The organism is Pandoraea commovens (assembly GCF_024704525.1).
Classification (GTDB): Bacteria; Pseudomonadota; Gammaproteobacteria; order Burkholderiales; family Burkholderiaceae; genus Pandoraea; species Pandoraea commovens.
Genome location: NZ_CP102780.1, coordinates 4,440,808 through 4,453,931 on the forward strand (window position 1 = coordinate 4,440,808; position 13,124 = coordinate 4,453,931).

Below are 13,124 nucleotides of genomic sequence, written 5' to 3' on the forward strand. Positions count from 1 at the left end.
GGACGGGAAAATCCGTCGGCCGGAATTGCGGTGACGCTCGCTGAGTCTCTCGGGCAACCCCTGACTTGCCGGGTTATTACGCACGGAGTAAAAGTCGGATCACTCACTCACCGTCCCGAGGGTCGTGCGCCGATGAACCAGCCCGTCAAGCTCAACGCCGATTCGCTCGGGATCACCGAGTCCGTGATCATGGGGATCGCCGGTACCGCACCGGCATACAGCATCGAGATCACGACATCCACGATCATAGGCACGGCAGGTACCCTGTCGCCCGCGAGCATTCTGGTGTGCGGGCTGATCATGTTCGGCATTGCCTACGCATTCATCAACATGAATCGGGCGCTGGCGAGCGCCGGGACGTCCTACTCGTGGGTCAGCATGGTATTCGGGCGCACGCTGGGCTTCTTCGCGGGCTGGGCGCTGCTGGTGTTGTGCTGCGTGTTCATGGTGTCGGCCATGATCCCGGCGGCGAATGCCACGCTGCTCATCTTCGACCGGCCCATGATGAACAACGTCCACGACGTGACACTCATCGCCGCGGCGTGGCTCACCTTCGTGAGCGTGGTCGTCGTCAAGGGCATCAAGCTGACGAGCCATGTGCAGGTATTGATGACGATTGTAGAAGGCGTGATCCTGTTTGCGATCATCGTGGCGAGCTTCTTCGTCTTCCCACATGCGCCACAGCACGCGTTCTCGCTGTCCTGGTTCTCCCCGCTAGCTTTCACACCACAGGCCTTCGCCAATAGCGCGCTGGTGTCGATCTTCTTTTTCTACGGCTGGGACGTCACCATGAATCTCAGCGAAGAAACCCGCGATTCGAATCGCACGCCGGGACGTGCGGCGTTCTGGTCGATGGTGTTTCTGATGGTGTTCTTCCTGATCTTCATCGTCATCGCGCTGCTGGGGCTATCCGATGCCGAAATCCAGCACTACAACACGAACATCATTTTCGCGATTGCGGAAAAGCTCTTCGGGCCGACGTGGGGCTACGTGGCAATCGTCGCAGTTTTGCTAAGCACGGTGGGGACGGTCGAGACGCAGGTGCTGCAATTCACGCGCACCCTTTTTGCAAAGAGCCGCGACGGTGCGCTGCACCAGCGTTACGCGCGGTTGCATCCGCGCTGGCAGACACCACACGTGGCCATCTTATTCATCTGGGTCGCCGGGATGGTGTTGCTGCTGATGTCGTCGTATCTGCCGACCATCAACGTCATCCTTCAGGATTCGATCACCGCGATCGGCTTTCAGATCTGCTTCTATCTGGGGCTGACGGGGATGGCGTGCGGATGGTACTACCGCAAGACGCTCACACAGGGCCCGTGGGTGGCCGTGACGCATGTTATCTGGCCAGTGGTCAGCGGTGTTTTTCTTTTCTTTATTGCGCTCTACAGCGTGCCGACGTTCGACTGGGTGACGAACGTCGTCGGCATGGGCGGGATCGCGATCGGCGCAATCCCGCTCATCTTGAATCGAAAAAAGATCTGGGCCGCCCGCGCAGCGTAAGCTCAGGCGAACTTTTCCTTAGGGAACGCGACGGACACCGTCATGTGCATGGTGCCAAGCGCGGGTGAACATTCCCACCACACAACATTGCGTATGAGCGATTTCCTAAGGCACCTCCTGCAATTTCCTGGCATCAAAGGCGGACGCGCGACTGTCGGTGTGTCCGCCGGCCATCGTGCGCAGCGTCGCCCCCACGTAGCTTGCTACGACGGGAAGCTCCACGAAGAACAATTGCATACCGAGGTACCAGGAGATGAACGAACTTGCCGCAACCGTCACCCGCCAATGGGCGATGTCCGCCCGCGACGCCTGTGTGCTGCTGGCCAATGCCATCCTGATGGTGGCGCTCATTACCTTCTTGCCGTTTGACGACAGGACCAACCGCGGGCTCGCGCTCACCATCTTCATCGCCGTGTTGTGGCTGTCCGAAGCCGTCCACCTGACGGCCACGGCACTGATGGTGCCGGTCCTTGCCGTGCTGCTCGGCATTCTCGAAGTCCCCACCGCGTTGACGTCGTTCGCCCACCCGATCGTTTTCCTTTTCTTCGGCGGCTTTGCGCTGGCCACGGCCATGCGCATTCAGGGTCTCGACCGCTTCCTCGCGAACCGGCTCCTGAAGCTCGCCGGCGGACGCATGAATCGGGCGGCGATCATGCTGTTCCTCACCACCGCCATGCTGTCGATGTGGGTCAACAACACGTCGACGACCGCGATGATGTTGCCGCTGGCCATGGGCATCCTCTCGCAACTCGACGCCAATCGCGACCGCCGCACGTTCACCTTCCTTCTGCTCGGCATTGCGTACAGCGCGAATATCGGCGGACTGGGCACTGTCGTCGGCAGTGTTCCCAACGCCATGGTCGCGTCGCATCTGGGCATCGACTTCCTGACCTGGGCCAAATTCGGTGTGCCTTTGGTCGCCGTGCTGCTGCCGCTCATGATGGCCACTATGTATCTGGTGTTGCGCCCGCGTCTGGACCAGAAGGTCGATCTCGACGTCGAGCCGATGACGTGGAGCGGCCAGCGCATCGCCGCCGTCGGCATCTTCGGATTTACGGTCGTGACCTGGATCTTCAGCCAGCAGCTCTCGGTGTGGCTCGGCGGCGTCAAGCAGCTCGACACGCTGATCGCCCTGCTTGCCGCCATCCTCATCGCGACGACCGGCGTCGCCTCATGGAAACAGATTCAGGAACACACCGACTGGGGCGTGCTGCTGCTGTTCGGCGGTGGCCTCACGCTCAGCGTGGTCTTACGCGACTCGGGCGCGAGCGTCGTCATGGCGAACGCCGTGTCCAGCATCTTCGCCACCAGCCCGACCCTTTTGGTCCTGCTGATCACCGCGGCGTTCATCATCTTCCTGACCGAACTGACGAGCAACACCGCCAGCGCAGCGATTCTCGTGCCGATCTTCGCCGCCATTTCGGTCTCGCTGGGCATGCCCGAAGCCTTGCTGACGATGGTGATCGGCATCGGCGCGTCGTGCGCCTTCATGCTGCCGGTGGCCACGCCCCCCAACGCCATCGTGTTCGGCACCGGCTGCGTGCCGCAACGCTCGATGGTCGGCGCAGGATTCGTCATCAATATCGTCTGCATCCTTGTGATCACGGGCTTCGCGTGGACGCTCTGGCGCTAATGACGTGAGCCGGGGGGCGACCCTGTGTCGACCTCTGGTGCCCCTCCCCTCAGCCGCTCAAACGGACTCGTCACACGGAGCCGGTACAATCTAGGAAAAATACCTCCGGCAATCCGTTGCGATGATGTTTGCTTCACCTGCCCGAACTGTCCAATCCATGCTTTCTTTACGTCCTGTGCGCGCTGCTCTGGCACTCGCCGCACTCACCGCAGTGCTTGCCGGTTGTGCAGGCACGCGACCCGGCGCACTCCCGGCCTCACCGGCAAGCCCGCAGACGCCCCGCGCTGCGACGACGTCGCCGATGAGCGCCGCCCCCGCCGCCCCGTCCACCGAAACACCGCAGGCCGCAGCACCACTGCCGTGGTGTGTGCAAACCTCGCTGCGTGAAGAAGACGACCTCATGCGCAACTTCGGCGGCATTCCCGCCGGCGTTCGCAAGATCGAGGAAACGCGATTCATCGCGAGCTACGACCGCGTCACCGGTAAAGTCGGCCCGCTCGATAACGGCAATCGCTTCGTGATGGAATTCGACGCGCAAGGCCACCTGCTCGCCAGCACCGATCGCGGGCGCTACACCTACGACGTCGATGGCCGCCTGCACAGCATCAACGGCAGCAGTGTCGACTGGCAAGGGCCGGACGAGTGGATCGTGCACGCAACGCGGCATCCCGCATGGAAGGAACAGGTGCGTCAGGAAGACGGGCATCTCGAATGGACGCGCACGCTGGTGTCCAGCTCGAACAGCCTGCGCCATCGCCGACCCGGCACGCTTCAGGCGCGTCAGTTCGACGACGAATGCTTCGCGCTGTCGCGTCAGTGGGAAGCGCCGAACGAGGCGCGTCAGGTGATCACCGCCGACGGGCGTGCGCGCCCGGCACCGAAGATGGTGTCGTATCGCACGTTCGCCAGCGTGGAGCGCAAGCCCGATGGCGGACGCATCGTGCGCGATAACGGCGCGGCGGCCTTCATCGACGGCCAATGGCTGCCACTCGCATGGGACAACGAGGTCTCGGAGTACTCGCCGCGCCACGAACTCGTCCGCGTGACCCGCACCGACGCGGCCACCGGCGAGCGCCATGTCTCCGAGTACCACTACAAGTACGACAGCCACGGCAACATCGTGCGCATCGTCATTACCGCGCCCGGCGACAGAGTCGATCCGTTCGCGAATGTCTTCGTGCGAAAGCTGACGTACTTCGATACCACGGTGGCGACGCCCGCTATCCCAGCGCCCCCTACCGCCTCACCGGCAGCGGCCGCCGAATCGACCGCACCCGCCGCCAGCGACAAACTTACGTCGGCAAAGTAAAGCGGAACGTCGCGCCCTGCGCTGCCTGATCGGACGAACCGGACGAACCGGACGTATCCACCAACGTGATGCGCCGGTCGTGCAGTTGCAGGATGCGATGCACGATCCGCAATCCCAGTCCGCCCTCGCGGCGCGCCCCGCCGACCGTGAACGGCCGCTCGAACAAGCCCTCGCGCGCGCTCTCCGGAATCCCCGGCCCCGTATCGCTCACCCGAACTTCGATTTCCGAACCGGCCGGTGCCACCGCCACGGTGATCTCGCCGCCCGGCGGCGTATAACGCAGCGCATTTTCCAGCAAGTTCGTGAAGACCCGCTCGATCAGACCGAGATCGCCCCGCGCCGCCGGAATCTGTGGCGCGAGTTGCGCACGCAGTGCCACGCCGCGCGACTCGGCGCTCAGCTCGAATTTCTGGAAGACGTCCTGTATCAGATCCGTCACGGAGAACGGCTCCAGCTCCGGCTGCACAAACCCATGCTCAAGGCGCGCCAGCTCGAACAACGACTGCGCCAGCGCACCGACCTTGCGACTCTGATCGAGCGCAATGCCGAGATAGCGCCGCCGCTCGTCGGGCGTGAGCGTCGCGTCCTTGAGCGAAAGCGTCTCCAGATAGCCGTGCAGCGACGAAAGCGGCGTACGTAAATCGTGAGAGATGTTGGCGATGAGTTCACGCCGCTCCTGATCCTGACGCGTCAGCGTGCGCCATTGCGTGCCCAGACGCTCGGCCATCTGACGGAACGCCCGCTCCAGCACCGTGATCTCGTCGCTCGGACGCGCCTGCTCCGCCGCCAGCGCTTCCGCCGACAAGGCAGGCATCGGCGGCGGTGCGGCGTCGATGTCGAATTCGCGCACGGTCTCCGTCAGTCGCCGCAGGGGGCGCGTAATGAGTGCAAACGCCGCCAGACCCGCGATCAGACAGAGTGCCGCCACGAGACCGATCGACCACAGCGCCGTATTGAGTGCAGCACTCGTCGCCCCGCGTTCGGCGAACCGGTCATGCGCCTCGCCCAGCAGCACGACATAGACGTAACCGACCTCGCGCCCGTCCACGCGCAAAGGTGCTGCGCTGAAGACTTTGCGCACGTCGGCGTTGCGCGGATCGTCGCCGTAGATCGGCAGCGCCTCGCCGTCGATCAGACGATGCACCGGTCCGAGATCGACCTGCATGCGACGCACACGCCCTTCCGGCGCTGCGTGCCCGGTGATGCGTCCCTGCTCGTCGAGCAGATAGACCTCGACGCTCGGATTCACGACCATCAGTTGCCCGAACAGACGTCGCACGGCATCCGGCTTCATGCCGTTCGCATCCATCAGCTGTGCATTGGCGGCGATGTGCTCGGCCAGCCCGCGCGAAAGCCCCTGAATCACTTCGGCTTCGTGCATGCGGTTCGCCTGCACCTGCATCCATGCCGACGTGCCGCTGCACACGATCAGCAGCACGGCGAACACGAGCGACAGGCGTTGGGTCAGGGAGAGATTCCAGCGACGCATCATGCGACTCCCGCGTCGGTGCCGCTACCCGTGCCCGAACCCTCTGGCGCACTGTCGTTCGCGAACTTGTAACCGCGTCCCCAGACAGTGAGGATGCGCGTGGGCTGCGCGGGATCGGCTTCGATCTTGGCCCGCAAGCGGTTGATGTGCGTGTTCACGGTGTGTTCGTACCCTTCATGCTGATAGCCCCACACAGCGTTGAGCAGATCCATGCGCGAGAACACTTTGCCGGGCTGACGCGCGAAGAAGTACAGCAGATCGAACTCGCGCGGCGTGAGATCGAGCAGCTTGCCGCCGAGCGTGGCCTCGCGCGCAATCGGGTCGATGAACAGCCCGGCAATCGCCAGACTGCCTGCTTCCATGCGGGCATTGCGGGCGAGCGCATCCACGCGGCGCATCAGCGCCTTGACTCGCGCGACCAGCTCCAGCACGGAAAAGGGCTTGGCGAGGTAGTCGTCTGCCCCCAGTTCCAGCCCGAGAATCCGGTGGACCTCGCTGGAGCGGGCGCTGGTGATGATGATGGGGGTGTAGCGGGTCATCTGCCGCGCCTGGCGGCAGATTTCCAGCCCGTCGACGCCGGGCAGCATGAGATCGAGGATCAGGGCGTCCCAGCCGCCTTCGGCCAGCCGCCGCAGGCCCTCGTTGCCATCGGCGCAATGCACGACCTCAAACCGCTCGTCGCGCAAATGCAGCGTGAGCAAGTCGGCAATATGCACGTCGTCTTCGACGAGCAGGACACGGCGCGGCGATTCCATCGGACGGGAAGCTCCCGGAAAGTGAGTCTTGAAGGCCCCATTGTGCGCAGATCGCGCTCCTGGAGGTATCACGAATTGTTTAATTTTACGTGAGGACTTTGCCATCGCCGGGGGACTAATCTTCAGTCATCGATCCGGCACGGATCCCCTCTGTGCCGTACCACCGCCAATGCACGCATCAGGCTCCCCAGCTTGCCGTGGCGGGGCCAGCCCGCGCCGGATCGTCCTACTGACCGGAGGATGTCATGAGATTGTCCGATTTGTACCCGCCCAAGCCCCGGAAGCCCGCCACACCGGCGACCCAGCCTGCACGTGCCGTGGCGGCCAGCGCCGCCCCGACACCCGCGCGTCGCCTGTTTTTGCTGAGCGCGACGGCCGCCGCCGCTGCCGTAGCCGCCGGGCTGGTGCCGCGCCTGGTGCGTCCGGCCGTGGCGGCCGAAGGCGCCAACGCCACCGAACACTTCGAGGTGGCCTTCAGTGACGCCGAATGGCGTAAGCGCCTCACCGCCGGTCAATACGAGATCCTGCGTCAGGAAGGCACCGAACGGCCGTATTCCAGCCCGCTCAACGACGAACACCGTGCGGGCACCTTCGCCTGTGCGGGCTGCGCGCAGCCGTTGTTCTCGTCGCGCACCAAGTTCGACAGCCACACCGGCTGGCCGAGCTTCTGGACGCCGCTCGACAAGGCCGTGGGCACCCATACCGACCGCAGCTTCGGCATGGTGCGCACGGAGGTTCATTGCAGCCGTTGCGGTGGCCACCTGGGCCACGTCTTCGACGACGGTCCCAAGCCGACCGGCCTGCGCTACTGCATGAATGGCCTTGCGATGACGTTTCATCCGCAAGCCGCCTGATATCGGCCCACCAAGACGTAACGCCTAATAAAAGCTCGCAGCGTCCGCACGTCGGACGCCGCTCAAGGAGCGCTCCATGACTTTGCTCATCCTTGCCTACCTCGGTGGGATTCTGACGATCGTCAGCCCGTGCATCTTGCCGGTGCTGCCGTTCGTGTTCTCGCGTGCCGGTCAGTCGTTCTCGCGCAGCGTGCTGCCCATGCTCGCGGGCATGGTGCTGATGTTCGCGCTGGTCGCCACGCTGGCCGCCGTCGGCGGTAGCTGGGTCGTGCAGGCCAACCAATACGGCCGCTGGCTCGCGCTCGCCCTCGTCGCCGTGTTCGGTGCGACGCTGCTCTTTCCGAAGCTGGCCGAACGTCTCACGCACCCGCTCGTGTCGCTGGGCAACCGTCTGACGCAATCCGCACAGGGCGACGACACCACCGCAGGCGAGTCCAAGGGCACCGGTCCCGGTGCGTCGTTCCTGCTCGGCATTGCTACGGGCCTGCTCTGGGCACCGTGCGCCGGTCCGATTCTCGGTCTGGTGTTGACGGGGGCCGCACTGCAAGGTGCGAGCGTCGGCACAACGCTGCTGCTCGTCGCGTACGCCGCAGGTGCTGCCACGTCGCTCGCACTGGCCCTGCTCGTCGGCGGACGCGTCTTCGCCACCATGAAGCGCTCGCTGGGCGCAGGCGAGTGGATTCGTCGCGTGCTCGGCGGTCTGATGCTCGCGGGTGTCGCTGCCATTGCCCTCGGCCTCGATACGGGCGTGCTGGCGCAGGTCTCGACGGCCTCGACCGGTGGCATCGAACAGCGGCTGGTCGATCAGTTGGGCGCGCGCCGGAATGCCAATGGCAACGACAGCGGCAATGCACCGCAAGCGCCGCAAGCCGATGCGAACAACGCCGCCAACGGCTCGGCCATGATGGCCGCGAGCAATGCGATGGTCCGCACCGCTGCGAATGAACCCGCACCGCTGCCGGTCGAAGGGCAGTTGCCTTCGCTCGACGGTGCCGTCCAATGGCTCAACTCGCCGCCGCTCACCGCACAGGCACTGCGCGGCAAGGTCGTCCTCGTCGACTTCTGGACGTACTCGTGCATCAACTGCCTGCGCACCTTGCCGTACGTGAAGGCGTGGGCGCAGAAGTATCGCGATCAGGGGTTGGTCGTCATCGGCGTGCATGCCCCCGAATTCGCCTTCGAGCGCGACATCAACAACGTGAAGAAGGCGGTGAACGATCTGGGTGTCGACTATCCGGTCGCCATCGACAACAACTACGCCATCTGGCGCGGCTTCAACAACCAGTACTGGCCCGCACATTACTTCGTCGACGCACAAGGTCGCGTGCGCTACCACCACTTCGGCGAAGGCAACTACGCCGAGTCCGAGCGTGTGATCCAGCAATTGCTGCGCGAAGCCGGTGCGAAACAAGTTGCCGACGGCATTGCCGATGTGAAGGCCGCCGGTGTTCAGCAAGCGCCCGACATGAGCGACGTGCGCTCACCGGAGACGTATGTCGGCTATGAACGCGCCGAGAACTTCACGTCGCCGGGCGGTGCGGTAAAGGACGCCGTCAGCGACTATCGCGCGCCGACCGCACCGTCGCTGAACAACTGGGGGCTTGCCGGACGCTGGAATGTGGGCCCGGAACAGGCCACGGCAACGCAAGCCGGTGCGCGCATCGTCTATCGCTTCCATGCCCGCGATCTGCACCTCGTGCTCGGGCCGGACACCAACGGCAAACCCGTGCGCTTTCGTGTGACGGTCGACGGACAGGCCCCCGGCAACGCGCATGGCACCGATGTGGCTGCCGACGGCACGGGCACCGTGACCTCTCAGCGTCTTTATCAATTGGTGCGCCAGACGGGCGACGTGCAAGACCGCACGTTCACCATCGAGTTTCTCGATCCGGGCGCATCGGCTTATGCATTCACGTTTGGTTGAGCGACCCAACATCTCCGTTATTTCGGTTACAGCCGGGAGTTTGAAATGATCCAGTCCAATTCGAAGCATCACAGTCAAAAGTCGCCAGCATCGCGCCTGCGGCGCGTATTGCTCGGCGCTGCCGCCGTCGCCTCCGGGGTATTCGCGTGGCAAATCGGCGCGTACGCCTTCGGCGGCGCGGAGCCGTCCGTCGTCATCGCCGCGCCAAAGCTCGACGAGCCGTCGACCGGCGCACGCACCGAAACGGCGGTCTTCGCAGGCGGCTGCTTCTGGGGCGTGCAAGGCGTCTTCCAGCACGTGAAGGGCGTGACGAAGGCTGAGTCCGGCTACGCCGGGGGCACCGCCAAGACCGCCGACTATGAAACCGTGAGCAGCGGCTCGACCGGACACGCCGAGTCGGTGCAGGTGACGTTCGACCCGCAGCAGGTGTCTTACGGCAAGCTGCTGCAAATCTACTTCTCGGTGGCTCACAACCCGACGGAAGTGAACCGCCAGGGTCCGGACAGCGGCACGCAATACCGCTCGGCCGTGTTCCCGATGACCGACGCACAACGTCAGGTTGCAACCGCCTACATCGCGCAACTTGACGCCTCGCACGCCTACAGCAAACCCATTGCGACGAAAGTGGAGAAGTACACGGGTTTCTATGCCGCCGAGACCTACCATCAGGACTTTCTGACGGAGCACCCGAACTATCCGTACATCGTCATCAACGATCTGCCGAAGGTGAAGGACCTCAAGCGTGTCTTCCCCACGCAGTACCGCGATACGCCCGTGCTCGTAAAGACCGCGTCGGCGAAGTAATCGAAGTATCCAGCGCATAGCCGGTCATCACAGCGGCTACGCGCTGGCCATGCGCTGGCACGGCATATCACCGCAGCCAGTTCACCACGGCAGTCGTCGCCCCAACCGTTAGCGCTCGTCCGACAGCTTGTACACGCGCAGACGATGACCGTCGGGGTCCGATGCCACGAACGTGCGGCCGAAGTCCATGTCCGTCGGTGCCTGCAGGATCGTGATGCCGCGTGCACTCCAGTCTTCCCACGTCGCATCGACGTGTGCTTTGGATTGCACAGGAAATACCACCTCGCTGCCGCCCGGTGGCGCGATAACCGTCGGTGCGACCGAATAACGCGCCCACAACCCCAGCTTCATGCCCGTAGGCAGCGTGAACAACGCAAACCCCGGCGACGCTTCGACCGGCTCCATGCCGAACAGCTCGGCGTAGAAGCCTGCGCTTTCGGGGGGACTCGCGACATACAAATTGACCATATCCGGATGCAGCATGACAAGCTCCTGTCGTTCGTTATCAATGACGTTCTCATCGACAGCACGGCATCGGTCACTCCGAGAATGAAAACCGTTGCGCGCTGCCATGGACGCCATCGTACGAAGCTATGCTGTCAGATTTTGTCAGCAGTCGAACGCCGATTTCAAACGTGAATTCGATGCATCCGAAGGTGGATTTTTCTCATGCTTCGGGGGGCATCGGATCGCCTGAGAATGTCGTTCGACTCACCCCTTCCCGGTCGTCTCACGCCACGCCTTTAGCAAGGTGCGGCGTCCGCGCGGATAACGGGTGTCGGCAACGGTCATGGCTTCGATGCGGTCGGCGCGGAAGCTGCGGAAATCGTCGCGCAGCTCGCACCACGCGAGGATCATGCGAACGCGATCGAAGAAGCCCAGCGCGAACGGCCAGACAACGCGCTCAGACAGACGTCCGGCTTCGTCGCGATAGGACAGATGAAGTTTGCGCTCGGCGCGAATGGCCTCGCGAATGTCGGTCAGATCGACGATCATCGGCGGCAGCGGATCACCCGGTCCGATGAGCAATGTCGACGCCTCAAGCGACGTGCGCAGGTCCGACGGCAGCACCGCCGCGATCTTCGCCAACGCATTCGCCGCCGCATCCGCCAACGCCCCATCGGTGCGCTTGGCGACCCAGCGTGAGCCGAGCACGATCGCTTCGATTTCCTCTTCCGAGAACATCAGCGGCGGCAGCATGAAGCCCGGCTTGAGGACGTACCCCAGCCCCGGCGCCCCCTCGATATGCGCGCCCTGCGACTGCAATTCGGCGATGTCGCGATAGAGCGTGCGCAGGCTCACGCCCAGCGAACTGGCGAGCGCGGCCCCCGGCACCGGATAGCGGTGACGGCGCAGCAATTGCATGAGGGAGAAGAGACGTTGTGTGCGGGACATGGCGCGTCATTATGCGCCATGTCCCGTTTGATGCGATGCCGCGCGGTGCGGTGCGGTGCGTCGGAGCGGCGTCCGCCTTACACCGCCCGCATTACTTCTGACGCAGTTGTTTGACGATCTCGGAGTTCACGTCGCCTGCCTGCCCGCCGTAGGCCACGCGCAAGTAGTTGGTCAGCTCGGAGATCTGCGCATCGGTCAGACGTTTGTCGAAGCCCGGCATGTCCTGCATCGCTTCCAGTCCCGGGAATTTCTGCGCTTCCACGCCATCGAGAATCGTGACGATGAGATTACGCGGATCCTTCTGACGCACGGTCGAATTGCCCAGCATCGAGACCGCCACGTGGGGCTTGCCGGTGCCGTCCGCCGCGTGGCATCCGGCGCACACCGCCAGGTACATATTGCGTCCCGCCATCAGCTTGCTCGTGTCGGGGCTCTCCGGCAGCGGCTTCGGTGCGGGCGGCGCGTCGCCGAGCAGATACGTCGAAAGCGACCGAAGGTCGTCCGGCGTCAGGTACTGCGTGCTCAGATGCACCACCGGATACATCTCGCCAAACGCCGAGCCTTGCGGCGCAATGCCCGTGCCGAAGAACGTTTGCAGATCCTTCACCGTCCAGCCGCGCGCGGCCAACGCCTCAGGCGTCAGATCGGGGGCCGCGATACGCGCGAGCGCAGCGCCGCCGAGCGGCTTCGCTTTGTCCAGTTGACCGAACGTGCCGCGCGGCGTGTGGCATTCCGCGCAGTGGCCCAGCGCGTTGGCGAGATAACGCCCGCGCAGCCAGTCCGCCGACTGGCCTTTCGACGCATCGGGCAGCGTGTCCTTGAGGAACATCCAGTCCCAAGCGCGCATGGCCATGCGGACGTTGTACGGGAACGAAAGGTCGTGCTTGCGGTTCGGCACGGCGGCCGGTTTCACCGACATCAGGTAAGCGTAGATGGCGTCGCTGTCCGCGCGCGTCATCTGCCGGTAGGACGTGTATGGCATGGCCGGGTACAAGGCCTTGTCCGGCGCGACGCCGTCGTGCAGCGCGCGATAGAACTCTTCGGCTGTCCAGCCGCCGATGCCGTTCGTCTTGTCCGGTGTGATGTTCGTGCCGTAGAACGTGCCGAACGGCGACTTGAGCGGCACACCACCGGCGAACGGCGCACCGTCCGCACTCGTATGGCACGCCGCGCAGTCGGCCGCGCGCGTCAGATACTTGCCGCGAGCGATCAGCTCGGACGGCGCGGCCGGTGTCGTGGCGGGCGTGGTCGCGGCGGCCGTCGCCGATGCCGCAGCAGGCGCGTCTGCCGCCATCGCGCTCGTCACGAGCGACGGCACCATCGACGTCTTCGGCTGCGGTGGCTGGCCCGGCTCGGGCGGCTTCGGTGTCGTGGAGTCGTTGCACGCGCTCACGAGCATCACGGCGGCGAGACACGCCGCGCGAACGCTCCATCGGGCGACCCGCGTCAGGTGCATGG

11 protein-coding genes are annotated in these 13,124 nt (G+C 64.3%); 6 read left to right on the plus strand and 5 right to left on the minus strand.

The genetic code is table 11. The features are described from left to right. Positions 1-132: 132 nt before the first annotated feature. From NTU39_RS19995 to NTU39_RS20005, 3 genes are all read left to right on the plus strand, one after another. Complete coding sequence (locus NTU39_RS19995; protein WP_150665913.1) at positions 133-1,503, plus strand: APC family permease; 1,371 nt, start codon at positions 133-135, stop codon at positions 1,501-1,503. Between the two features lie 253 nt (positions 1,504-1,756). After that, entirely contained in the window at positions 1,757-3,136 is a 1,380-nt protein-coding gene (locus tag NTU39_RS20000) for a DASS family sodium-coupled anion symporter (RefSeq protein ID WP_257958388.1), read from the plus strand. 157 nt (positions 3,137-3,293) lie between these two features. After that, a complete protein-coding gene (locus NTU39_RS20005; RefSeq protein WP_257958389.1) occupies positions 3,294-4,445 on the plus strand; it encodes a hypothetical protein in 1,152 nt (383 codons plus the stop codon). Here the strand turns inward: NTU39_RS20005 and NTU39_RS20010 are convergent. Both NTU39_RS20010 and NTU39_RS20015 read right to left on the minus strand, forming a co-directional pair. Continuing rightward, entirely contained in the window at positions 4,429-5,937 is a 1,509-nt protein-coding gene (locus NTU39_RS20010) for a sensor histidine kinase (protein ID WP_257958391.1), read from the minus strand. The genes NTU39_RS20005 and NTU39_RS20010 overlap by 17 nt on opposite strands. Continuing rightward, entirely contained in the window at positions 5,934-6,689 is a 756-nt protein-coding gene (locus NTU39_RS20015; RefSeq protein ID WP_150665909.1) for a response regulator transcription factor, read from the minus strand. The genes NTU39_RS20010 and NTU39_RS20015 overlap by 4 nt, the downstream gene beginning before the upstream one ends. 245 nt (positions 6,690-6,934) lie before the next feature. Here NTU39_RS20015 and msrB point away from each other — a divergent pair, with 245 nt between their 5' ends. The 3 genes from msrB (at position 6,935) to msrA (ending at position 10,271) form a co-directional block, all read left to right on the plus strand. Then, positions 6,935-7,543, plus strand: coding sequence for a peptide-methionine (R)-S-oxide reductase MsrB (gene msrB, locus NTU39_RS20020; RefSeq protein WP_217426184.1), 609 nt, complete (start codon positions 6,935-6,937; stop codon positions 7,541-7,543). Positions 7,544-7,619: 76 nt separating this feature from the next. Beyond that, on the plus strand, positions 7,620-9,467 hold the full coding sequence (locus NTU39_RS20025) for a cytochrome c biogenesis protein DipZ (RefSeq protein WP_257958393.1): 1,848 nt from the start codon (positions 7,620-7,622) through the stop codon (positions 9,465-9,467). 45 nt (positions 9,468-9,512) lie between these two features. Then, the gene (msrA, locus tag NTU39_RS20030; RefSeq protein WP_150665907.1) at positions 9,513-10,271 is read left to right on the plus strand and encodes a peptide-methionine (S)-S-oxide reductase MsrA; all 759 of its coding nucleotides are present in this window, start codon (positions 9,513-9,515) and stop codon (positions 10,269-10,271) included. Positions 10,272-10,379: 108 nt separating this feature from the next. Here the strand turns inward: msrA and NTU39_RS20035 are convergent, their stop codons facing one another. The 3 genes from NTU39_RS20035 to NTU39_RS20045 form a co-directional block, all read right to left on the minus strand. After that, a complete protein-coding gene (locus NTU39_RS20035) occupies positions 10,380-10,754 on the minus strand; it encodes a VOC family protein (protein WP_039402439.1) in 375 nt (124 codons plus the stop codon). Between the two features lie 228 nt (positions 10,755-10,982). Further along, positions 10,983-11,666, minus strand: a complete 684-nt coding sequence (locus NTU39_RS20040) for a helix-turn-helix transcriptional regulator (RefSeq protein ID WP_257958394.1) — start codon at positions 11,664-11,666, stop codon at positions 10,983-10,985. A 91-nt stretch (positions 11,667-11,757) separates the two neighbouring features. Then, positions 11,758-12,987: a c-type cytochrome gene (locus NTU39_RS20045; RefSeq protein WP_257960112.1), complete on the minus strand. Its 1,230-nt coding sequence runs from the start codon at positions 12,985-12,987 to the stop codon at positions 11,758-11,760. Positions 12,988-13,124: the final 137 nt, after the last annotated feature.